The sequence below is a fragment of the Psychrobacter sp. T6-5 genome, from assembly GCF_052258485.2.
Taxonomy (GTDB): Bacteria; Pseudomonadota; Gammaproteobacteria; order Pseudomonadales; family Moraxellaceae; genus Psychrobacter.
The window spans coordinates 2,309,391-2,333,767 of the sequence record NZ_JBQQEY020000001.1 but is presented as its reverse complement, the minus strand read 5'-3'; the positions used below and the strand labels follow the sequence as shown (position 1 = coordinate 2,333,767).

Annotated in this window: 19 protein-coding genes; 14 read left to right on the top strand and 5 right to left on the bottom strand. The window is 44.1% G+C overall.

Translation table 11 applies throughout. The features are described 5' to 3' along the window. Nucleotides 1–42: 42 nt before the first annotated feature. Nucleotides 43–1,170, bottom strand: a complete 1,128-nt coding sequence (locus ACTXGK_RS24605; protein WP_443515164.1) for a helix-turn-helix transcriptional regulator — start codon at nucleotides 1,168–1,170, stop codon at nucleotides 43–45. A 194-nt stretch (nucleotides 1,171–1,364) separates the two neighbouring features. Next, on the bottom strand, nucleotides 1,365–4,100 hold the full coding sequence (locus ACTXGK_RS24600) for an AAA family ATPase (RefSeq protein WP_443515166.1): 2,736 nt from the start codon (nucleotides 4,098–4,100) through the stop codon (nucleotides 1,365–1,367). Between the two features lie 410 nt (nucleotides 4,101–4,510). Between ACTXGK_RS24600 and rsmG the strand changes: the two genes are divergently transcribed. The 10 genes from rsmG to ACTXGK_RS24550 all read left to right on the top strand — a co-directional run bounded on the left by rsmG (nucleotide 4,511) and on the right by ACTXGK_RS24550 (nucleotide 14,455). Next, entirely contained in the window at nucleotides 4,511–5,227 is a 717-nt protein-coding gene (rsmG, locus tag ACTXGK_RS24595; RefSeq protein ID WP_443515167.1) for a 16S rRNA (guanine(527)-N(7))-methyltransferase RsmG, read from the top strand. Nucleotides 5,228–5,488: 261 nt separating this feature from the next. After that, nucleotides 5,489–6,268, top strand: a complete 780-nt coding sequence (locus ACTXGK_RS24590) for a ParA family protein (protein ID WP_443515169.1) — start codon at nucleotides 5,489–5,491, stop codon at nucleotides 6,266–6,268. A gap of 104 nt (nucleotides 6,269–6,372) precedes the next feature. Further along, nucleotides 6,373–7,515 carry a ParB/RepB/Spo0J family partition protein gene (locus ACTXGK_RS24585; protein WP_371531278.1) on the top strand — a complete coding sequence of 381 codons (1,143 nt, stop codon included), beginning with the start codon at nucleotides 6,373–6,375 and terminating at the stop codon, nucleotides 7,513–7,515. 101 nt (nucleotides 7,516–7,616) lie between these two features. Further along, a complete protein-coding gene (locus ACTXGK_RS24580; RefSeq protein WP_443515171.1) occupies nucleotides 7,617–8,330 on the top strand; it encodes a MotA/TolQ/ExbB proton channel family protein in 714 nt (237 codons plus the stop codon). Between the two features lie 70 nt (nucleotides 8,331–8,400). Next, the gene (locus tag ACTXGK_RS24575) at nucleotides 8,401–8,832 is read left to right on the top strand and encodes an ExbD/TolR family protein (RefSeq protein WP_058024949.1); all 432 of its coding nucleotides are present in this window, start codon (nucleotides 8,401–8,403) and stop codon (nucleotides 8,830–8,832) included. 76 nt (nucleotides 8,833–8,908) lie between these two features. After that, on the top strand, nucleotides 8,909–10,696 hold the full coding sequence (gene msbA, locus ACTXGK_RS24570; RefSeq protein WP_443515173.1) for a lipid A export permease/ATP-binding protein MsbA: 1,788 nt from the start codon (nucleotides 8,909–8,911) through the stop codon (nucleotides 10,694–10,696). A 102-nt stretch (nucleotides 10,697–10,798) separates the two neighbouring features. Next, nucleotides 10,799–11,920, top strand: coding sequence for a tetraacyldisaccharide 4'-kinase (gene lpxK, locus ACTXGK_RS24565; protein WP_443515175.1), 1,122 nt, complete (start codon nucleotides 10,799–10,801; stop codon nucleotides 11,918–11,920). Between the two features lie 45 nt (nucleotides 11,921–11,965). Further along, nucleotides 11,966–12,778: a 3-deoxy-manno-octulosonate cytidylyltransferase gene (gene kdsB / locus ACTXGK_RS24560; RefSeq protein ID WP_443515176.1), complete on the top strand. Its 813-nt coding sequence runs from the start codon at nucleotides 11,966–11,968 to the stop codon at nucleotides 12,776–12,778. Nucleotides 12,779–12,864: 86 nt separating this feature from the next. Further along, complete coding sequence (locus ACTXGK_RS24555; RefSeq protein ID WP_443515178.1) at nucleotides 12,865–13,995, top strand: DNA polymerase III delta subunit-related protein; 1,131 nt, start codon at nucleotides 12,865–12,867, stop codon at nucleotides 13,993–13,995. A gap of 112 nt (nucleotides 13,996–14,107) precedes the next feature. Continuing rightward, the gene (locus tag ACTXGK_RS24550; RefSeq protein WP_443515180.1) at nucleotides 14,108–14,455 is read left to right on the top strand and encodes a PilZ domain-containing protein; all 348 of its coding nucleotides are present in this window, start codon (nucleotides 14,108–14,110) and stop codon (nucleotides 14,453–14,455) included. 129 nt (nucleotides 14,456–14,584) lie between these two features. Here the strand turns inward: ACTXGK_RS24550 and ppk2 are convergent, their stop codons facing one another. Both ppk2 and ACTXGK_RS24540 read right to left on the bottom strand, forming a co-directional pair. Then, a complete protein-coding gene (ppk2, locus tag ACTXGK_RS24545) occupies nucleotides 14,585–15,598 on the bottom strand; it encodes a polyphosphate kinase 2 (RefSeq protein ID WP_443515182.1) in 1,014 nt (337 codons plus the stop codon). A gap of 268 nt (nucleotides 15,599–15,866) precedes the next feature. Continuing rightward, entirely contained in the window at nucleotides 15,867–17,456 is a 1,590-nt protein-coding gene (locus ACTXGK_RS24540; protein ID WP_443515184.1) for an acetyl-CoA C-acetyltransferase, read from the bottom strand. Between the two features lie 574 nt (nucleotides 17,457–18,030). Here ACTXGK_RS24540 and ACTXGK_RS24535 point away from each other — a divergent pair. The 4 genes from ACTXGK_RS24535 to ACTXGK_RS24520 all read left to right on the top strand — a co-directional run bounded on the left by ACTXGK_RS24535 (nucleotide 18,031) and on the right by ACTXGK_RS24520 (nucleotide 22,903). Next, nucleotides 18,031–19,431: a 3-oxoacyl-ACP reductase gene (locus ACTXGK_RS24535; RefSeq protein WP_443515186.1), complete on the top strand. Its 1,401-nt coding sequence runs from the start codon at nucleotides 18,031–18,033 to the stop codon at nucleotides 19,429–19,431. Between the two features lie 306 nt (nucleotides 19,432–19,737). Continuing rightward, complete coding sequence (locus tag ACTXGK_RS24530) at nucleotides 19,738–20,649, top strand: MaoC family dehydratase (protein WP_443515188.1); 912 nt, start codon at nucleotides 19,738–19,740, stop codon at nucleotides 20,647–20,649. A gap of 129 nt (nucleotides 20,650–20,778) precedes the next feature. After that, on the top strand, nucleotides 20,779–21,303 hold the full coding sequence (locus ACTXGK_RS24525) for a protein tyrosine phosphatase family protein (RefSeq protein ID WP_443515433.1): 525 nt from the start codon (nucleotides 20,779–20,781) through the stop codon (nucleotides 21,301–21,303). A gap of 154 nt (nucleotides 21,304–21,457) precedes the next feature. Further along, nucleotides 21,458–22,903, top strand: a complete 1,446-nt coding sequence (locus ACTXGK_RS24520) for a serine hydrolase domain-containing protein (RefSeq protein ID WP_443515189.1) — start codon at nucleotides 21,458–21,460, stop codon at nucleotides 22,901–22,903. Between the two features lie 60 nt (nucleotides 22,904–22,963). Here ACTXGK_RS24520 and ACTXGK_RS24515 read toward each other — a convergent pair whose 3' ends face one another. Then, nucleotides 22,964–24,211 (bottom strand): cation:proton antiporter, encoded by a 1,248-nt coding sequence (locus tag ACTXGK_RS24515; RefSeq protein WP_443515191.1) that lies wholly within the window; start codon nucleotides 24,209–24,211, stop codon nucleotides 22,964–22,966. Nucleotides 24,212–24,377: the final 166 nt, after the last annotated feature.

Genomic DNA, 24,377 nt, shown 5'->3' with positions numbered 1-24,377 from the left:
TTTTTTAATTTTTAGTGGTTAACGATTATTATCATTTGAGTGTTATTCGTTATTTGTCATTGCAGGTTGGTCCAATACCGCTTGATAAAGGAGTGCAGGCTTGGCGTTTAACAGTCCACTGCCAAAACCGCGTAACCACCAAACCAGCTGTGAGGTCAAATTAACGGTCGCTTTTATCGTCAGGGTGTCGTCGTCGTTTGATGTGACGATTTGATCATCACTCAGCTTGCTCTCAGTGAGACTCCTGCCTGCTTGTTGCGTAAATTGTAGCTCAACAGCTGTATTTTTACCACGTTCAGCCAGCTCACCGAATAACGGATGGCTAAAGCCCATGCTGCCTTCATCCAAATAAGTATCGAGCTGAAAGTTATCTGGTGTTTGTGCTGCGCTCTCTAAAATCTCGACTCTATCAAATCGATGCAGCGCAAAAGTGCGGATGGTGGATTTTGGGTCATCGGTACGAGTTGCCAGTAGGTAAATAATCACGCCACGCTGGATAATGGCAATAGGATTTAGCGTGTATTCACTGGCCTCTGACTTATTGCTGCGAGTGTAGCAGGCATTGATCTGCAGCTGATAAAACAATGCATGGTAAATGTTGTCTTTGCTATCTAAATCTATATCTGGGGCAATAAGTGGCTGAGTAGCAGGTTCGATACGCACGCGGTCTATCCATGAATGCGTGACTTTACTGTTTTTGAGCTGTCGTCTTGCTAGATCAAACCACGGGAATAGCTCATCTAAAATCACAGGCGGCAATAGCTGAGTGAGATTGGCCTCGACCATATTAAAAGCAACTGCCTGCGATAGATTCATATGCGGCAAGCTTTGCAGCGGCGCATCCTCTTTCCAGCGCCAACCTTGTGGATTGGCATTGTTTTTTTCGATAGGAAAGCGTTTGGCCAATGCGTTCAAATCACGTTGCACGGTACGCAGGCTGATGTCAAAACCGGCCATCATGAGCTGTTCATAAATATGTGTCGTACCTACCCAGCGATTGCGCTGTAGCTGTGACAGTACTTGCCATTGACGAGCCGTTGTCGCTGCCCCGTGACGATTGTCTTGGGTCTCTTTTAACACATCATTTTCTGCCGCCTTTATTGCAATCGCTTGCTCATCAGAATCTGACTGAGCTTGGATGTTTTCGGCGTTAGTAGAATGTACAGTCATTAAAAAATACCCTTTATAAAGTCACAGGTTATTGTTCTACAGATTTTGGCTGGTTGTTTATCATCTCAGAAAAGCATCATAGCGTCTAGGGACGTTCGTATACATTTAGACATCGTTTAGGCACTGTTTAGGTGCTGTCTAAACATGGTCTAGACACTTCCTAATTATCATTTTGGTGTGTTGTCATTAACACTTTAAGCTTCATTTTGCTCACGGTTATCAGTGACGTCACTATCGTTATTTTCGCCTTTACGTTTTTCTTTTTTTATTTTGTCCTCTTTTTTTTGGCGCTTAGCTTTGCGTTTTTTCTTCTCTTTCTTTTTTGACTTTTTATCATCTACCTCACCGTCGCCGTCTTGGTTTTCATCCCATAGCATCAGACGATTTAGAACTTTGCCAAATAGGGTGTCTTTGCGGTAGCGACCTTTTTTATTCATGGTATCGATGGGTAGGCCTGTCATCAAGGTCAATGCTTCACTCAAGGTATAAACGCCATAAATATGGAAGTCGCCGTCTTTTACCGCAGCAATGATATCGTCACGTAGCATGAGTTGTTTGACATTGGCCATTGGAATGACCACGCCTTGAGCGCCCGTCAACTCTTGCTCACGGCACGCATCAAAAAAGCCAGCAATTTTGGCATTGATACCACCAACTGCTTGCACTTCGCCCAGCTGATTCATAGAACCAGTAATGGCAAAGGATTGATCAATGGGGACATTTGCTAAAGCGGATAGCAGCGCACAACCTTCGCTAACGGTGGCACTATCACCATCGATATGGGCATAGCTTTGTTCAAACGCGAGCGAAGCGCTGAAGTTTAGCGCATGGTGTTGGCTAAATAACGCACGCAAATAACTGGTCATGATCAACATACCCTTGGCGTGCAAGCTACCACCCAAGTCTACATCACGTTCGATATCAAGGATTTCACCTGCGCCAATATTTGGCTGGATGACCGCAGTGAGGCGTGCTGGCATGCCAAACTCACTATCAGCATAGCTGACGACGGTCAGGGCATTGACTTGCCCAACCGCACTGCCTTGGGTTTGAATCAGCTGCTGGCCGTTTTTGAGTTCGTCCCAGTATAGATCCCGCAAATATCCTGAGCGCTCATCCATGTCATCGATTGCTTGAATGACATGATCTGCTGTCACCATTGTCTCATCATTTAAACGAGCATGACGGTTTGATTCATGCAACAGTTTAATCAACAAATCACTGTGTAGGCTCAAACGGTCCTGCTCTTCAGCTTGCAAGCTTAAATGCTCAAGTAACGTGGCTTGGGCGCTACTATCGAATGGATAGAGATCAGCATAATCGATGATGTCTGCCATTTTCGCTACCAGTGCCAATTCATGTTCACTGGTGCGCGTCACATCATCATGAAAGTCCGCGCGAACTTTGAACACTGCATCAAACTCAGGCTCAAGCTCTAGCAGCTCATAATATAAGTCTGCTTCACCTAATAAGATCACTTTGATATCAAGATCAATGGGCGCTGGTGATAAAGACAAGCTACCTGTTAGCGTTAGCATTTGCTCAAGGCTTGAGAGCTTAATTTTGCGTGACTGTAGCGCGCGCTTTAGACCTTGCCATGCATAAGGATGCTCAAGTAAATGGCTGGCTTCTAGCAGCAGGTAGCCGCCATTGGCACGGTGTAGGGCACCTGCGCGAATCATACTGACGTCAGTCGTTACTGTCCCTAATTGGGTGATTTGCTCGACGTGACCCAACAAATTAAGGTGGGTTGGCAAGTCTTCAAAGACAACAGGCGCGCCACTGTCTGGTGCGTGACTGACAATGACATTGACCGCGTAACGGCTGGGTGTTGTGGTCAATACAGCTGTCACAAATTCTTCATCATCGCCGTTAACGATACGCTCTACATGAGTAACCATATCGGCGAATACCGCTTTGAGATAATCAACCACAAGCGGGTGCGTGGCAAATTGCTCATAAACAGGCGCAAACAAAGGCTGTAGTGCACGGCGCGCGATACTGCGATGCAGTGATTCTATCGCATCGTTGGCTTCGTCTTCTAACTGCTCTAACGCAATGGTCAGCTGACTGAGGCGCTTTTGCATATGGTTTTTCTGTACAAAGTTATTTAACTCAGCCTCGTACTCACTATTGCCATACTCAGAATTTTGAGCGTTGTTTTGATCTTCATCATGGTTAGTCTTATCGTTGTTCAGTATGTTGGGGTTTTCGTTATCATTTATTGGTGATAAATTTTCACTGTTGCTAGATGATTCTGAAGCCTTTACATGGTCGCTGCTACTGTCTGTCGTCAGTTGACTGGGATGGACAAAAACTGCCTTATTATCAAATGAGCGAAACGTCAAGGCTAGATCATACTGTTTACCTTCAGCGTTTAGCGCGTCGTAAGCATGACTCTCTTTTTGGTGCGTGCTGTTTTTGATTGCTTCGATTTTACTTTGGTATTGGTCACTACGAAAGCGTTGGCTTAGTCGCTTTTTCGCCTGTTGCCACAAGCTATTGACCTGCTGTTGTAGCAAAGCGGCTTGCCCCGCAGGTAGACGCAGAGCCAGTGGCGTACGTGGATCAGTAAAATTGTGCACATAAACCCAATCATCAGGCGTTGGTGCGTCGGCGGCAATACGGGCCAACAGGCGACTGATGACAGTACGCTTACCCAAGCCGTTCTCACCAGCAGCAAACACATGATAGCCACTTGCTTTAATATCTAACGCAGTGTGTAAGGCTTTGAGCGCACGCTGTTGACCGAAACCAACATCTAAGTCAGGCACAGTACGTGTGTCTGTAGGCAGCTCATCAGGGTCGCTATAGCGCTTTAGTTGCTCAGCTGAAATACGGCAACTTTTTTGAACCTCAGTAAAGATAGGGTTTGGGGCGTTAGATATTGTTTGTTCATCGTCTTGTGAGTCAGCGGTAGGTGGTACCATATTATTAGCGTCTTTTGATATTTGAGATATAGGGGTATAGGATTGTTCGGTCATAGGTTTTTGAGAGATCGTTTTAAAGGTATTGAAAGAGTATGAGGGATAATATATTTATTTTGGTCATGCGTGCATTGAACTTTTTATAATTAATAGTGACATCTTACAAGATATAGTCACATTTTAGCGAAGTCATTAAGCGCAGTTTTGTATCATATTTAGAAAAATCTTTGATCATGATAAACGAAAAATAAAGAAACTAGGCAAGGCGTTTTATGCTGTTAACGCAGAATAACGCGTCATGAACGGTGCAGATAGTATAAGATGTCCCACATTGGCGCAATCTGCAACTATTCAATGAGCAGACTGCATGATAAAATAGGCGGTTCACATGTCAAAACTGGATAACTCGTTGTATGTCAGCTTCCGCTAAAACCTCTTCGTCGTCTACTAGCATGGGTAATATCAATATTGATCCGACTGGCTTTGTGAAGCTTGGCTCACAATTGCCAAAGCTGGCCAGTATCTTAGCACAAGCCGTAAATGAGCTAAGTCTATCACTAAGTGAGAAACAGCAGCGCACGTTATTATTGTACTTAGACCAGCTTTTGTTGTGGAATAAGGCGTATAATCTGACCGCCATCACCGATCCAGAAGAAGCGCTGATCAAACATGTGATTGATTGCTTGTCTATTATAACGCATTTGCCGACAGGGTCGCTGCTCGATATCGGTACAGGTGCAGGGTTGCCTGCAGTGATTATTGCGATTTGTCAGCCTGAGCGCCCGTGTACAGCCCTTGATAGTAATCAAAAAAAGATTCGCTTTATTAAGCAGATCAGTAGTGAGCTTGGCTTACGTAATATGCAACCGATCGCTTCGCGTATCGAAGCGCACGAAGCCAGCTATGATGTGGTGACTTCTAGAGCGTTTGCCAGTTTGATAGATTTTGTGGAAGTAGCGCAGCCGAGATTGGCAGATGGCGGTTATTTGTGTGCTATGAAAGGCAAAACGCCGAGCGATGAAGAGCTGCAAGCGCTCGATAGTGATTGGCACATTAAGACGATTAAGCTGACAGTGCCGCGTCTGCATGATAGTCGTCATTTGATTGAAATGTCTGCTAAAAATGCCTGAATGGTAGATACTTCTCAGTCATGAAACAGCAGTCGTTTTTTGTGAAACGCAGTTTACGTTTGTACCTAAATGGCATAGTATTTAAAAGCACTGAAAATATACAAACGAAAATTGGGTAATTTATAAAAGAATTTTTTATAAATGGTTGCCCTTCATGAAGCGCTGAGTTAGTAGAAGCATATAAGATTGAGCGGCAAATTCTGCGTCAAATAAATTAAAAGAAAAAGTCAGTAACAGACCTTAATAAAATTGAGTGAGTGTATGGAAATCATAGCAATTGCGAATCAAAAAGGCGGCGTGGGCAAAACCACAACGGCGGTAAACTTGACCGCCAGTTTAGCTGCTAAGCGCAAGCACGTACTACTGATTGACTTAGACCCACAGGGCAATGCAACCAGCGGTACTGGTGTCGACAAAAACGATCTGACGCTTACCATAGCCGATGTTTTACTGGATGGTGTAGCGTTGTCCGAAGCAATTGTGACCAGTCCGGCAGGGTTTGATGTGATCGGTGCCAATCGTGATTTGGCTGGCATGGATATCACATTGATGGGTAAGACCGACAGTCATGAGTTGTTCAAAACGGCCATGGCAGATTTGGTTAGCGATCAAGCCACTACAAAAAAGCCGTCATACGATTATGTCATTATAGACTGTGCACCGAGTTTGAACTTACTAACGATTAATGCGTTGGTCGCAACTGATAGTGTGATTATTCCGATGCAGTGTGAATATTATGCACTAGAAGGGCTAGCAGATTTGTCGCAGACGATTGAGCGTCTCACTGAATTAAACCCTAAGTTATATATTCGCGGTGTTGTGAGAACGCTGTTTGATGCGCGTAACACACTTGCCCGTGATGTGTCTGCTGAATTAGAAGCGCACTTTGGCGATATCATGTATAAGACTCATATCCCAAGAAATATTCGCCTAGCAGAAGCACCTGCCCATGGTCTGCCAGTTATTGCGTATGAGAGATGGTCAAAAGGCGCGCGCGCCTATCAAAAACTGGCCGCTGAAGTGATGAAGCAAAGCAGCTAGTTTTTCTATAAAAGCTTTTGAACAACAAAGCACTTAACATTGTATTTAGTAAGCCGCAGCAGTAATCAATTGGCTTTTATTTTAGCGTTAGAGGATAGGTAATCATGGCGAAGAAAAGAGGGTTGGCTGCCAATCGAGGCTTAGATGCCTTATTGGGATCAATCAAAAAAGAAAAGCAAATCACCGCCTCTGCCTTGCAAGACGATATGGCTGCACGCGATATGGCCGTGCCAGCTGAAACGCTAGATACCAACATGCCTGTGAAAACTGCACCCGTCGATGCGGCTGCGCCCAAAGCCAGTAAAAAATCGGCTGCGAAATCCACTGATAATGACACTACTGTTAGTAACAGTACTCGTTCATCACGTGTGACGAACAAGACGGCTATTAACAAAACGCGTGGTAATAGCACAGACGTAAACGCTTCAGAGGATCAAATCAGCCTCGTGCAGATCGATGTCACGCGTCTACAAGCAGGTAAATATCAACCGCGCCGTGATATGAGTGAAACGGCGCTTGCAGAATTGGCATCTTCTATTGAGCAGCATGGCGTGATGCAGCCCATCGTTATCCGCCCATTGCTCGCCAATGAAGATAAGAGTGAAGCATTTGTCACTCATGAAATTATCGCTGGCGAACGTCGCTGGCGCGCGGCAAAAATGGCAGGAAAGTCGGTTATTCCAGCAATTGAGCGTGCGCTATCTGATGAGCTTGCCATTGCACTGGCATTAATTGAAAATATCCAGCGTGAAGACTTATCTGTGATCGAGCAGGCAGCGGCGTTGCAGCGCTTTCATACAGAGTTTGGTATGAGTCATGCCATGATTGCTGAAGTGGTGGGCAAGGCGCGTACAACGGTATCGAATTTACTACGTCTAAATCAATTGCATGATACGGTAAAAGATCATTTGGCAAATAGCGCGCTAGATATGGGTCACGCCCGAACGCTTTTAGCATTATCTTCTGAGCAGCAGCCGATCATTGCACAAAAAATCATTGATGGCGGTATGACGGTGCGAGAAGCGGAAAAGCTGGTCAAATCCATTTTGAACCCTGCACCCAAAGCCAACCGTGTCGAACAAGCACAGTCTCGTGATGAAGAACGTCTCACGCAAAGACTGACAGATATGCTGGGTGCTGAGGTAAAACTTAAGCACAAAAAAGACGGGCAGGGTAGTGTCGAGATCTTTTTTCACAGTCAAGACCAGTTAGCTGCTTTGATTAAGCACATAGAAGCACAGGCTTAAGACAATACGCAAGCTAGTAGGACTGATTTATTAATAACGACTATTTACGTATAAATCCATCTACGCAACAACTGTTTTCAAAAATATAGAAGAGAGCAAATATGTGGGAGTTAGTAAAGGCAGGCGGCTGGCTAATGACACCTATTGTCGTCTGTTCTATATTGGCGTTGGTTATCATTATTGAGCGTAGTCATACACTACAGTTTAGCAAGATTGTGCCTAGCAGACTGCGTGAACAGCTCATCACTCGTTTACGCGAAAATGGAGATATCGGCCGTACGCAATTGATGAATGTCAAAGAGAAGACAGCGCTCGGTGATATCTTGGCGACAGGTTTGCTCTATCGTCAGTATGGTCTAGAATCTATGACCATGCATATGCAAAATCGTGCTAGCGTACAAGTCCATCAGTTAGAAAAAAATATCAATATGTTGGGTACGATTGGTGCTATTGCACCATTGCTTGGATTATTAGGTACGGTATTAGGTATTATTTCTTCATTCTTAGCGATTACTGATGGTGCGATGCAAGATCCAACGATGCTTGCTGCTGGTGTTTCACAAGCGCTAATTACCACAGCTGCTGGTATGATCGTCGCTATCCCAGCGCTTGTCGCGTATAGATATTTTCAGCGCCGTATCATCGACATCAATGCACAGTTCGAGACTCAAGCAGGGCTGATGATTCAAGAGCTATACGACTACCAATTGCTCGACAATGCTCACGTAGCGGCACCTACTAATAGTATGACCACTATTGATGAGCGTGCTACTGATCGATTAGATGCAGATAAAACTAACATGGCAACAATATAATTATCATATTTTCTACCAAGTTTGATGCTCAAAGTACATTCGTAACAGCAGGTAAATATAAGAGATTCATATGCGTTTTAGAAAACCGACTGTTGAGCCGCTTGAAATTAATCTGACGCCGATGATTGATTGTTTATTGTTTTTAATCGTCTTTTTGCTACTGGCTACTTCCTTTAATCATTTTAGTCGTTTAAATATTATTCTTCCTGAAGCAGAAGGTGTGGCGCAGACAGAGCAAAAAAATAGCATAGAAGTGGCTGTGCAAGAAGATGGCAGTTACTTGGTCAATGGTATTACGCTCGCCAGTAGCAATGAGGCTGAACTGACCAGTATGTTGCAGCAAGAAGCAGGAAGCAATCGCGATATGCTATTTGTCATCGCAGCAGATGCCAACGCTACCCATCAATCTGTCGTACGGGTGATGGATGTTGCTGGTAAACTCGGATTTTTGAACTTAAATATCAGCACCGTTGTACCGCTTGGTCAAACTTTGCCGCAATAATATTTGCCGCATCATTATTATAAACTGTGTATCAAGCACAGCCCATTCATGTCATGACACCTACATTGAGGCTTTTATGAGCCAAGCTTATATACCTGACTCTACAAAACCTTCTGCTAAAAAACCTTCAGCAGTTCCTTCTAGTCCGCCAAAAAGTAAAACTTTACTGCGTCTACTAAAATATCTAAAGCCGTATTGGTGGGCTTTACTACTGACTGTTTTGGGCTTTGCTATCAACGCAGGAACTGAGATTTGGATTGCCAAGCTGTTGCAATACATTACTGATGCCATTAACCAAAGTGATCGAAGCAAGCAGGCGTTATTTCCATTACTCATCATTGCGCTATTTTTCGTACGCGGTTTGGGCAGTTTTTTGGGTAACTATTACTCTGCTTTGGTCTCACGTAACTTGGTTTATGAGCTACGGGTGGAGGTTTTTAATAAACTACTGCGCTTGCCAAGTTCATTCTATTTGGCCAATCCTGCTGGTACGATCTCATCCAAGCTGATATTTGATGTGGAGCAAGTCACCGCTGCCAGTACAGACTCAATGAAGACCTTGCTGCGTGATGGTTTGACGGTTGTGGCATTGATAGGGTTTTTGCTTTATAGCAACTGGCGCTTGACGCTCATTTTATTTGTCGTATTGCCGCCTATATTGTGGCTCATTCGCATCGCCTCTAAGCGCTATCTTAAGCTCTCTAAAGGTATTCAAAAAACGATGGGTAGTGTCAGTCATATTACCAATGAGGTCATCAGTGGCTATCAGGTAGTAAAAAATTATGGCGGACAAGCATATGAAGCCGAGCGCTTTGATAAGACTTCAAAAAAGAACTTACGTCAAGGCATGAAGGTGGTCGTCACCAATAGTATCAACACCCCAGCAGTACAGCTGCTGATGGCGATAGCCATGTCGGTGGTGGTATGGCTTGCATTGAGACCTTCAGTCATTAGTAATATCTCAGCAGGTGAGTTTATCTCTTATATTGCGGCGGCTGGTCTGCTCAGCAAACCGGTACGCTCACTGACTGATATCAATCAAAAATTGCAAAAAGGTATTGCCGCTGGTGAGTCGATTTTTGCATTACTTGATGAGCCAGAAGAAGAAGACACAGGCACTATTAGCAAGGCATTATCTGGTCAAATGTCGTTGGATAATATCAGTTTGGTATATCCAGACTCGACGGTTGCTCTGCGTGATTTTACATTAAATATAAAAGCAGGCGAGACAGTTGCATTGGTGGGACGAAGTGGGGCGGGCAAGTCCTCCTTAGTGAATCTTTTAACGCGTACTCTGGAGACATCCTCTGGGCAAATTACTTTAGACAATATACCAATTGAAGATATCAAATTAGAAAGTCTGCGTGCGCAAATTGCGATGGTGAATCAGCAAGTCGTACTATTTAATACGACAGTATTTAATAACATTGCTTATGGCGGCTTGGCTAATAAGAGCCAAGCTGAGGTCGAGGAGGCTGCAAAAGCGGCTTTCGCGCATGACTTTATCATGAAAATGCCAAATGGCTATCAAAGCGAGATTGGGGCAGAAGGGCTGCAACTGTCTGGAGGACAGCGTCAACGACTATCTATTGCTCGTGCGCTGTTGAAAGACGCTCCAATTTTGATTTTGGATGAAGCCACCAGTGCGCTTGATAATGAGTCAGAGTATTATATTCAACAAGCGCTCGATAATGTCATGAAAAACCGTACGACGCTAGTGATTGCGCACCGCTTAACGACCATTGAATCAGCAGATCGTATTGCTGTGATGGATGGTGGTCAAATCGTTGAGCTTGGAACACATGCTGAGCTGATGGCGCTGCAAGGGCACTATGCGCAAATGTATGCCCGAGATTTTGAATAGACTTTGGTAGAGCCGCTTTAATTGCTGGCATATTGAGATATCTTCAGATTGAACTATTTCTCATAATACAAAATCAAATCGATAGGTGAATGGCAATTATCCATGAGCATTGAGACAACAGTCACCCGTGCATGGCAGCGTAAGGCTGCTTGGTTATGGCTTTTGCTACCTATTAGCTGGCTTTATGGGCTTATCACATTGCTTCGTCGCCAAGCTTATAAAGTTGGGCTGCTATCAAGTTATCGCGCACCTATACCTGTCATGGTTATTGGTAATATTAGTGTGGGTGGTAGCGGCAAAACACCGTTAATTATCGCCTTGGTCAATCATTTGCAAAAACGAGGCATAAAGGTCGGAGTCATCAGCCGCGGTTATGGTGGTGATACTAGTCAAATGCCAGCATTGGTCAGCACGACCAGTTTGCCTAACGTGGTAGGCGACGAGCCATGTTTGATTGTTCATATGACAGGCGTTGCCATGGCAGTATGCCCCAATCGTCAGCAAGCGATTACTACCTTGTTGGATGCTGAACCTGATTTGCAATTAATTATCGCTGACGATGGTTTGCAACATTATGCGCTCAAGCGGGATATAGAGTGGATTGTGGTAGATGCCGCGCGAGGGTTTGGTAATGAGCAATTATTGCCAACAGGATTTTTGCGTGAGCCAATGTCACGACTAGAAGGTGCTCATGTTATTTATCATGAAAAACCAAATACAGACTCGACTAAAAGTAGTAATAAGCCACAGAATTCTGAGCGCTTGACCATGCGTTTGCAAGCTGATGAATTGCAACATTTATGGAGTCCTCAATCATCTACCAAGCAAATAGATAATGTTATCCCTGCCAGTAATAGTAGAGTACATGCAGTCAGTGGTATTGGCTATCCACAGCGTTTTTTTAATACGTTAGAGTCTCTTGGTTTTGACGTGATAGGGCATCCTTATCCTGATCACTATGACTTTAGTTTGGCTGAGCTTTTGCCATACAGCGATTATCCTATCGTTGTTACTAGTAAAGATGCAATAAAAATAAAAGCATTGTTGTCAGACTATACGGCAGAGCAAGCATCAAGCGATGAGTATACAGAACTCGTTAGCAGGTTGTGGGTTTTGCCTGTGACAGCCGTATTATCCGATAACTGTTATGATAATCTAAACCAGCAATTAAAAGCTTTGGGTATTGAGGCTGATCCTGATGTTAGTACAAAAACGCCATCATAGATAATAGTCAATACGTCAAACTGACACAATTTTTAGGAATAAATCATGTCGCTTGTCACCACACCTGCCAAAACCCATATTGTGATTCCTGCACGCTTTAAGAGCACACGATTACCTGGTAAGCCATTATTGAGCATTCATGGAAAACCGATGATACTTTGGGTGGCTGAAAAGGCAAAAACAGCAACCTTCGCTGACGATATGTGTATTGCGACTGATGATGAGCAAATTGCAAAAGTCTGTATCGATGCCGGCTTTGATGTCGTGATGACAAGTAGCGAGCATGCGTCAGGCACTGACCGCTTGGCGGAAGTGGCTGCTATTAAAGGCTGGGCTAACCATGATATTGTGGTCAATATGCAAGGTGATGAACCTCTTGTACCGCCATTACTGTTAGAGCAGGTGCAGACGCTTTTGATAGAGGATGAGGATAGCGTCATGGCGACACTATGTGAGCCTATCGATGATTACGATACATTCCAGCGACCTTCTGTGGTAAAAGTGGTCAGTCAATATACTAATAATCTACAGCGCGCGCTTTATTTTAGTCGAGCACCGATTCCTTGTGATCGTGATATCGTATTGGCGGATGACAATCAAAGACAGCCACCAAAAGATGCGTATCGCCATTTGGGTTTATACGCCTATCGCGTCAGTCTATTACAGCAGTTTGTGCATTGGCCACAGACGCCACTTGAGCTACTCGAAAGTCTAGAGCAGCTACGTATATTAGAAAATGGTGAGCATATCGCTATTACAGAAGCTGCTTGTCAACTGCCGGCTGGTGTCGATACACAAGAAGATCTAGACCGTTTAAATGCCATGAGCTTAGCTGATTTTCAAAACCCCGCTAAATAATGGTTTGAGCAAGCGCTCGCACATTATCCAGAACATCGTTAGCGTGCCGCATCCTAAATATCTAAAAACGTGATAGAGCCATTGTTATGAATGATCTGACAGCAAATGTAGGCACGCAAGAGCGTTCAGACAGTATCTATTTTGCGCCCTTATTGCCATGGCAACAGACGTTGTGGTCGCAATTGACGCAGCGAGTATTGACGCAGCAATCCTTGCCGCATGCATTGCTCGCTGCTGGTATGCAGGGAATGGGTAAACGCGCCTTTGTATGGCGGTTGGTGGCTTGGTTGTTATGCCGTGAGCGTGATACCAATCCATTAGGGGCGTGCGGCGTGTGTGAAAGCTGTCAATGGCTCAAGTCGGGCACTCACCCAAGCTTGCAAGTGCTGCCAATCGTGAGTATGCCAATCAATGCGGATAGCGACACCCTCCAAGACAAATCAAGCAGCGCAAAAGACAAAAAAGCCACCAAGAGCGCAAGCAACAGCGCGCTTAAAATCAAAGTGGATGACATTCGTGCCTTGCAGCCTTTTATTTATCAAGGCGGGCAAGGGATGCGCATCTGTGTGTTAGATCATGCTGAGCAAATGACCGTCGCCGCTGCCAATGCGTTACTTAAAACATTAGAAGAGCCGCAAGCACAAGTCCACCTATTTTTGATTAGTGATACGCCTGCTCAGCTACTTCCAACGATTAAGAGCCGTGTACAACAGTTGGCATTACAGACTATTGAGCCTGCTGTTGCTATCGATTATGTGACAAAAGCACTCGGTCATACGATCAATCGTGAAGCCGTTGGCAAAATGGCGATTGAGCAGCTGATACAGTTAGCAAACGGAGCGCCACTCGCTGCGATAGCGCTGGCACAGGCACCGTGGTATGGCAAGCGTGCTCTATGGCTGACCACATGGCAAGCGCTACGTAGTGGTAAGCGTAGTAGTGTGGCAGCAAGTGACTATTGGCAAAGTCAGTTAAATATAAAAGAGTTTATTCAGCTGTCTGAGCTGATGCTTCTTGATATGCGCCGTGTTTGTTTGGGGCTTGGTGAACTACAAAAAGATATCAAACTATCGGCTGCGCTAGAATCTTATCAACCTACCGATAGCGGATTAGAGACTTTTGCCACCAGCTTGCAGCAGACCAAAGTTGCTTTGCAACAAAATGTGCAAGAAAAATTTGCCTATGATAAGCTAATGCAAGAGTTAGCTGACTTGTAAAAGTCGTGATATAGCACTTCATTATCGCTTATTCACTCACAATCGCTTTTATTTATAACCTCTCAATAACTCATAAAAATATATTAGACCCAGTTGATAAAGGAAGCTGACTATGGCAATGCCAGGACGCGGCGGGATCTTAACCTGTCACATTGAAAGTATCGACACACTGTATGCCAGCTATTTATCCTTTGTGAATAACGGCGCATTGTTTGTGCCTTCTGATCAGCCGCAGCAGCTGGGTAACGAGGTGTTTATCGCTATCACATTACCCAACTCTAGCGAGCGCTTGCCAATGAATGGTAAGGTTGTTTGGATCAACTCCAAGACCCAAGGTGGTCGACCAGCAGGCTTTGCGGTGCAAATTGGTAGTGATATCGCTGGACAGAGAATTAAAAACGAAGTTGAACGCTTGCTGGCTGGAAAAATTGATAGCTTACAAGCGACTTATACCATGTAGTTCATATCACTTAATTCAAAAACCTAGGCGTCTCTATCGATAGCCATCATGGTGATACTTTATAATCGATAAAAAAGCCTTATAACTTTATAAGGCTTTTTTTAGGACATATGTTTGTATCAGTTAGTGCTAGTAGCGCGGCGGTACATACATATCGTCAGGAATAGGTTCGCGGTAATATTCATCATCACGTTTGCGGTTGGGCAGCTCAATCTCGTCACGAGGTATTTCTTTATAAGGAATTTGCTCTAGCAGATGTGCAATACAGTTGAGCCTAGCGCGCTTTTTGTTATTACCTTCGACGACCCACCATGGCGCTTCAGGGATATGAGTGCGCTCAAACATGGTTTCTTTTGCTTTGGTGTAGTCTTCCCAGCGCCTGCGTGACTGCAGGTCCATTGGTGAGAGCTTCCACTGTTTTAGCGGATCATATATCCGACTCATAAAGCGTGCATGCTGCTCATCGTCGGTGATAGAAAACCAGTATTTGACTAAGCGAATGCCTGATCTCACGAGCATGCGTTCAAACTCTGGCACCGATTGAAAAAACTCCTCATACTGCGCATCGGTACAAAAACCCATAACGTGCTCAACACCGCCTCGGTTGTACCAACTGCGATCAAACAGCACAATCTCACCTGCGGCTGGTAAATGCGCGACATAGCGCTGAAAATACCACTGTGTCTGCTCGCGTTCCGTTGGAGCAGGTAAGGCGGCAACACGGCAAACTCGCGGATTGAGCCGCTGAGTGATACGTTTAATGGCCCCACCTTTACCAGCAGAGTCTCGCCCTTCAAAGATAACGACGATACGCTCACCATTTGCGACCACCCAATCTTGCAGCTTGATAAGTTCTCGCTGCAATCGTACCAATTCATGGAAGTAGGTACGCCGATCCAGTTTTTCTTGCTCGCTCATCTCACGTCCGTTAAAACGAAAGTCACGCGCATAATCATCTATTTCATTTTCTAGTTCTTCATCATAGGTATCGATTAAATCTTGATGCATTTTTCGACGCAGTTCATCATCTAGAATGTCTTTTTCGATACGTTCAGACAGGATGGCTTGCTCCTGATTGTACCGATCTAAATCCTCCTTAGTGGTTAGAGACTGAAAATCACTGGTTGTAATGGGTTTTGTCATTACCAATTTTTCAGAGCCAAAAATGATTTGCCTCATTTTTCTTAATAGAAACTTTTTTTTAAGTAGAAATTCTGTCTTACCCATAAATATTACCTTTGTTTGGCGTATCGGCTTTTTTAAGAGGCTACTATCTAGGTCGGTTCTATCATAGCAAAGTACAGACAATAAAAAATGCCCTTTAAATAGTTAAAGGGCATTTTTTATGGATAGATATATGCTGATTAAAATAACTAGTCAGCATATATTTTAAATTCACAATTTATGGAACTTATTTTTCTAAGATGCAAGTCACGCCTTGACCACCAGCGGCGCAAATAGAGATTAGCGCACGGCCTGAGCCTTTTTGATCCAGTAGTTTCGCAGCGGTGGCTAGGATTCGACCACCGGTCGCGGCAAATGGATGACCTGCTGCTAGTGATGAACCATTTACGTTTAACTTGCTATGATCAATCGATCCTAGTGGTGCATCAAGACCTAGGCGCTCTTCACAGAATGTCTCATCTTCCCAAGCAGCCAGTGTCGATAATACTTGTGAGGCAAACGCTTCATGAATCTCATAGAAATCAAAGTCTTGTAGCGTTAGGCCAGCACGCTCAAGCATACGTGGTACTGCATAAGCGGGTGCCATGAGTAGTCCTTCTGTCGTGCCAGACTTACCGATGAAGTCTACCGCTGCTGTTTCTTGATGAACAATATAAGCCAGTGGTTTTAAGCCGTGCTCTTTTGCCCACTCATCCGTACCCAATAGGACACAAGAAGCACCGTCAGTCAGTGGCGTCGAGTTGGCGGCAGTCATGGTTGGGTTGGCGTTCTTTTTGCCAAACACTGGCTTTAATTTGCCCAGCTTCTCTAGCGTGGTATCTGGGCGTAAGTTGTTATCACGAGTCAGGCCTTTGTATGGCGTAATCAAGTCATCAAAGAAACCTTCATCATAAGCACGTGCTAGGTTTTTGTGACTGTTAAAGGCAAGCTCATCTTGAGCTTCGCGAGTGATGTTCCACTCAAGCGCGGTGATGGCTTGATGTTCACCCATTGATAGACCAGTACGCGGCTCGCCATTCTGCGGTGAATCAATCAAATCTTTTGGATTTAGACCCATCAATGCTTTTAGACGTTGCTTGTTGTCTTTGGCGGCACCAAGTTTGATCAATACTTTACGCAAGCCGTCGCCAATAGCGATAGGCGCATCAGAGGTGGTATCTACGCCGCCAGTGATTGCTGAATCAATAAGTCCAAGTGCGATCTTGTTGGCAGAAGCAAAGGTCGCTTGCAAGCCAGTACCGCAAGCTTGTGAGATATCATAAGTTGGCGTGTGTGGGTTCAGTGCGGTATTCAATGTTGCTTCGCGAGTCAGGTTGATATCGCGGCTTAGCTTCATAACAGCACCAGCAACCACCTCACCGATGACTTCGTCTTGCAAGTTGTAGCGCTCAACCAAACCGTCTAGGGCAGCTGTCAGCATATCTGTATTGCTAACGTCAGCGTATGAACCGTTAGAGCGCGCGAACGGGATACGGTTACCACCTAGGATTGCCACACGATTCTGGTTTGAGGCAGGTTTGGTCTTACTGGCTTTTTTAGCAGCAGTCGCTGGTTTTTTAGCCGCTGTGCTTTCTACTTTTTCATCATCTGATTTTTTGCTAGTGGTGTCTTTAGTTTCTGAGCCTTTGGTATCAGTTTCTTTAGCATCAGATTTTTTAGTAGCTGGCGCTTCTTTTTTTGTGTTTTCAGCTTGTGCGCTATCAGCCTTGGTGTCGTTGGCCTTAATATCAGCAGTTTCTTGTGGTTTTGCATCGCTGGCTTTAACGACAGTACTTTCGACAACTGGACTATCAGGGTGGTTGTTTTTATTACTCATAATATTATCCTTAAAAAGTATGGGCAGAAAAATTAAAATTGAAGGGTAAACATAAAAAAATTGGCAAAGTCATGTTAAGCAAAAATCAAATATTATCATTTATCACCTAGTATCGCTGTGTATGATAAGTCGTTTTGTGCTCGTTTAATGTATATCTTTAGCAAACGATGTGTCGCTTATATAAGTTCAATGACAGCTTTAAGCGTACTGGTCAAGGCGCTAATAGACTGGCGAGTACCAACGAGTATCAGATAGTAGCATTGCATAACGATACGTTTGATAATATATTGTTATCAATAATTATGTTTGCCATAACTTATAGGTCGGATTTTAACATGTTATGATGGTCAGTAAGTTGGTAAAAAGTCGTCAGCTTGTATACTGACTTGTTTACAGATTGTTGTAGACATTGTCTGTTTTTGGACATGTTTCTAATGGCAGTGTATAGTTAGGCTAGTTTTAAGATGATTTACCAAATATCAATAATTACAATGTTGATGAGCCTATATAATAGGCGTATTACATTTAGTGTTTACTATTATTTCAACCATTCATTATTTATAGGGAATATATTATGTCAGACCGTTATGGTGATTTTGTTCAATCTTCTATTGGTAAAAAAGTCGCAAAGAACTTAGGTTTGCCAATGCCAGCGACGCTTGATCGTTTTGAAAGCGGTGAGCGTTTGGTTCGTGGCAGTGTACTAGTTGGCCGTGCTAATGGTAAGGACAAAAGCATTAGTGAATCTGTTGCACGTATTTTGTTAGATGTGCATGCTGATGTATATGTAAACAGCCGTGATGATGTTAAAGACTCTCTTGCTGATGCAGGCGTTGAAGCAAAAGCCAATACAGGTGGTGACGATCAGTTCAAAGTGTTGCTTTTTGATGCAAGTAATATCAGCAACGCGGATCAGTTAAAAGAAGTGTACGAGTTTTTTCATAGCGTTGCGCGCCGCGTAGAAAAATCAGGCCGAGTGATCGTTATTGGTCGTACGCCAGAGGACATCACTGATATTGAAACTGCCATGGCACAACGTGCACTTGAGGGCTTTGTAAAATCAGTAGGTAAAGAATTCAAACGCGGCATTACAGCCCAGCTTATCTATGTAGAAACAGGCGCTGAACAGAACCTAGACTCGACCTTGCGCTTTTTCACCTCAGCACGTTCAGCTTATGTCTCAGGACAAGTGGTACGCGTGAGCAAGGGCGACTCAGTTGATGTCGACTGGAACCAGCCTCTAGGCGGCAAAACGATGCTAGTGACGGGCGCAAGTCGTGGTATCGGCGAAGCAATCGCTCGTGTCTTGGCTCGCGAGGGCGCGCATGTGATCTGTCTTGACGTACCGCAGCAGCAAGCTGACCTACAAAAAGTTGCTAGCGAAATCAGTGGCTCTGCATTGACAGTAGACATCACTAGCGATGACGCTGGCGCAGAAATCGCAGATGCGGCGCAAAAGCGTGGTGGTTTAGATTCAGTTATCCATAATGCTGGCGTGACTCGTGATAAGACATTGGCCAGAATGGATGAGAAAAAGTGGGACATGGTCATTGATATCAACTTGGGCAGCATTGCTAAACTGAATCGCTACTTGCTAGACAATGATGTGCTAAAAGAAAATGCCCGTATCGTATGTGTGTCATCTATTTCAGGTATCGCTGGTAACATGGGTCAGACCAATTATGCCACTTCTAAAGCGGGCGTTATTGGCTTGGTTGATGCGACTGCCAAGCAGTTAGAAGACAATGCCAAAGGCATGACCATCAATGCAGTGGCGCCAGGATTTATCGAAACACAAATGACGGAAGCAATTCCATTTGCTATTCGCGAAGCTGGTCGTCGTATGAACTCAATGAGCCAAGGCGGCTTACCAGTTGACGTGGCTGAGACCATCGCATGGTTGGCTTCACCTGCGTCTGGTGGCTTAAATGGCAACACAGTTCGTGTTTGTGGTCAAAGCTTACTTGGCGCATAATACTGATTTATTGGTGAGAGTATGTGGCAAACAATGAGAGGGTAGTGTGATGGTATCATCCCTTGTTTTTGATTTGCCTCACATATGCTTACGAAATATTTGCTGATAAATTGTAATAAAGCTGCCCACGGGTGGCTTTTTTATGATAAAAACACAAGAGCCATCAGCCAAACTATTTTTTGCTATTATAGATACTTGCAAAATTGATTGAATATAGTGCTTATTCATAATAGGTATCAGTCAATGACTGCTTAATGTCTTTAGATACGTTAAAAATCTTGTTCAAGCCACATTTAGGATTTACTTATGTCAGACACCCATTATGACGCGTTGCCAAAAGCGCACACTACCTATGCCAATATCGTCAAAAGCTTACTACCTATTGGTAACAGTGGCAAAGTCAGTAAAGATCAATTGCCACAGGCCACCTATTACGTCGATGATTTGCATATCGATCATGATAATCTAAACGACTATCGTAAAATTTGTGGCTTTGCTGATAATGGTAAAGTTCCAGCGACTTACTTTTCAGTACTATCACAGACTCTACAGATGAATATGATGGTCAAAGAGCCGTTTCCATTTGCGATGTTAGGTCTGGTACACGTAGACAATAGCGTCACGCAGCATCGTCCTATTGGTGAGCGTGAAACGGTGTCCATGTCAGTCACTTTTGATAACTTGCGTGACCATGCTCAAGGTCAGCAATTTGACTTTGTCACCACGGTAAAAGCAGAGGACAAAGTGATTTGGGAAGGGACGTCAACTTACCTATCACGCAGCAAAAAAACGGCCAGTAGCAAAGATAAAAAAAGCACGCCGCGTCCAGTTGCTGTGAAGCCAGAAGTAGGTAAAAAAGACGTACACAGTATTTTTGAAGTACCAGAAGATATCGGTCGCCGTTATGCTTTTGTTTCAGGTGACTTTAACCTGATTCATTTGCACCCACTATCAGCGCGCGCGTTTGGCTTCCCTAAAGCGATTGCACACGGCATGTGGTCAAAAGCTAAATGTCTTGCTCTAATGGATGAGCTGCCTGATGCTTATACAGTCGACGTCTCATTTAAACTGCCTATCTTTTTGCCAGCTGAAGTAGAGCTTATCGCTCAACCAGTAGCAACGCTTGAGAACGCAGGAGATACCTGTGATTTCGGACTATATAGCTCTAAAAATAGTAAGCCACATTTGGCGGGTGTCGTGACATTAAATAGCAAGTAGCAAGTATTGTACGACGTATCAGAACCTATATCTTAATAGCCATATTTAACCAACACATTTATCATTATGACTGCACAAAACATGAATTCACAAAATAGCGTGACAAGTACGGATCAAGCTGACAGATCAATGACTATTGATACAGCAGCTGCTAATGACAACGTTGTCACTGATATCTCAAGTGATGGCCATAGCGATTCTGATAATGGCGTTGATTTGTCCGCTGTCTTTGAGCCTTATTTTCGTCCAGATGCCAATACCATTGTGTGCGGCGCGTTAAATGAAGAAAAAGTCGCCGCTCTAGCAAAAGCTGGTGTTGAGTTGGTGATTAATTTGCAGCCAGAGGATGAGTTGAGTTTCAATGAATCAGCTGCCGTTGAGCGCGCAGGAATGAGCTACGAGCACTTGCCTATTAATGGCGCTGAAGAGCTAAAGCAGCTTAAGATATTGGCGTTTGATAATATATTGCGTCAGTATCATGGTAAAAAGATGGCCATGCACTGTGGTTCAGGCAACAGGGTAGGGGCTGCCATTGCACTACGTGCAGGTTGGTTGCGTGGGCGCAAGATGGATACTGCTATGGAGCGTGGACGTAGTCACGGCTTGACCAAGCTTGAACAAGAAGTCCATAATCGCTTGTTAGTGCCTCGCTAAATTATCATAATAATTGATGCATAAAAAGGCGACCAATAGGTGGCCTTTTTTATTGGTTATCAATACATTTATACTGATCTCCAATATCTCTATAACGTATGCACCCAACTGATTTTAATACTAGGACAGTTCACAATACTGGAGCAAGGTAGCAATGATGGACGACAATAAGCAAAACAATGATCAAAATAATAAAAATATCGATACATCTATGAGCATAGATTTACAACGCCGCTTACAGCAGTTATTGACAGATTTGCAACTTGATGACGCGCCAGCTGGTGGTGCTGTGGTTGTGTATCAGGCAGGTGAATGTATTGCGCAGGCAAGTACAGGTATGGCGCGTTTGTATACGTCATGGCAGTCTGATACGCTCGCCATTAATTTCTCTACTGGTAAAGGCATCTTAGCGACGTTAGCGCATGTATTGGTGTCACAGCAACTGCTTGGTTATGACGTACCCATTGCTCACTATTGGCCAGCGTTTGCCGCAACAGGTAAGGACAGCATTACCTTGCGACAGGTGATGTCACATCAGGCTGATTTGTTTTCGATCACCAGTATCGATGTCGATAGTGAAACGGTGCTCGATTGGCGCGTTATGCTGAGTCATATTGAAGGAATGCCTATCACAGCACCTGAGGACGCCGCTGCATATGGCAGTGCTTATAGTGCGTTGATATATGGTTGGGTACTTGGCGGTGTGATAGAAGCCGTGACGCATATGTCATTAGCCGAAGCATTACGTCAGTATCTAACTGAGCCTTTAGGTATTGCAGACAGTTGCTATTTTGGTGTGCCAGATAGCAAAGTAGATCAAGTAGCAAAACTTGCCAAAGACTTTGAGTCATCAAATGAGGATAGCGTACAACTGCGTAACAAGCGCCAAAAACCAACCTTAAAATCCGACTCACCAAGCACCTTACGTACTTATGCAAGTCTGCCTAGCTATCATTGCTGGCAACAGAAAATGCTAGATGATAAGCGTACAGCTGAAACGCAAAGTAGCCTTGATGACGATTTAGATAACAAAAATATTGATAACATACAATCTGTATTAAATACTGCGCGTATTAATAGCCTATATTTCAATACCAGCCAGCTCAATCTAAAAAATTACAAGGCAGCGCTCATTCCTGCCGGAAAACAAGCACTTGATTATCACACTCGCAACACACTACAGGCAATCATTCCCGCTGCTAATGGCGTCGCTTCAGCGGATGCGCTAGCCACTATCTATGCTATGTTGGCCAATGGTGGGGTTTGGCAAGGGCAGACGTTAATTGATAGTGCTACGTTTAAGCAGCTCTCCACAATTCAAGTCACAGGCCTAGATGCCGTCATGCCAGCGCCTATGCAGTGGCGATTGGGCTACCACAGATTATTCAGTATATGTAGTAAAGACACTATCGATAATAGCATTGATCCAGCATTATCAGGGTTTGGGCACATGGGATATAACGGCTCAGTCGCTTGGTGTGATCCTACGCGTCAACTGTCATTTTCCTTTATCCATAACTTTGATACCACCATGCTCAATGATGTCCGTCAGTTCGCATTGACAGAAGCAGTTTTGAGCTGGGTTGATGAAGTACGCTAATAAATGCAGTTCTATAAATGAATTCACTTTATCAATGATAATGGCAGCATAAATGATTAATTAATGATGCTTTTTTGGTGTCATTTTAAGTAGCCTTGTTGCGCTTAGACCATGGATGAAGATGGAGGTCAGAATCACAATCGAGCAGACAATCCACAGTTTGAGCGCATCATCCTCAGCAAAGAAATCTGTGTTGAGCGCATAAGATAGATAATACAAAGTACCAATACCGCGAATACCTAGTGCTGAAATTGCGTATTTTTCAGCACGGGGTAAATGGAGTCCTGATAACGCGATAAATCCACCAATTGGGCGTATGAGTAGTAGGAAAGTAAAGCTGACGACATAGACACGCCATGTTAGCTCAACCCCAGATTGCAAACCTTGACCTAAGAACATACCAAAAATAACCAGTACTAATGACATCAATAAACCTTCTGATTGCTCAGCAAAATCGTGTAGTTTTTGATGATAAGTGTGCTCACATTCTGAACGCCTAAATGCAAATGCAGCGACGAAGACAGCGATAAAACCATAGCTGTGCACATACTCTGCGACACCATATGCCACCAAAGTCAGAGCAATAACTACGTATCCTTGCGATATCGTGGTCTCACGGGTGTGTTTAGAAAATACCACTTTGGCCATCGCCTTACCAACCAGCACACCAACCAATACCCCTGCGCCAACCTTCCATAAAACATCATGGGTGAACCATGACCACAGCATCTCACTGGTAAAAGCGTTTCCTTCACTAAAAGCTTCCGCAATTTTAATCGCCAAGTAGACAAAAGGAAAAGCCAGTCCGTCGTTCAACCCTGCTTCTGAAGTCAACGTGAAGCGGGGTGTGTCTTCTCTTCCTGTATTAGGTGGCCCCACCTGAATGCTAGAGGCCAGAACAGGGTCGGTAGGTGCCAATACCGCACCCAGCAAAATAGCAGCGCCGAGGCTCAAGCCAAAGGCATAATAGCCTAACCCTGCCATCGCAAAAATACCGATGGGCATCGTGATGAGTAAAAGCATCACCGTGGGTCGCCACAGCCGCCAAGAGAATTCGGTATCAATTTTGATACCCGCACCAACCAATGAGACTAAAATGACAATTTCAGTCAGTTTTTCGATGATTACTCCATTATTGATAGGGTCCAAAAACGATAGAGACGTCCACCAGTAACCCATCATTAGACCGAAGCTCACTTGTAGCATCGGTAATGATATCGAGGTGCGTTTAAAGATAACAGGAAACAATGCCCCCAATAAAAAGGCGATACCGCAGATTAATAAAAATAAATTGTAGTTTTCAATCATAAGGTTTTCGCATGTTGTTATGTTTTAAGGGCTGGTTTTGAGAGGTTGGCTTTCGATATTGATAATGGTTGGTATGGATGCTTAATATCTAGTCTGCAATATGACTTATCATGACGATAAAAAAGAATTATTACCGAAAAAAATAGTTATCAGAACGACAGATGCG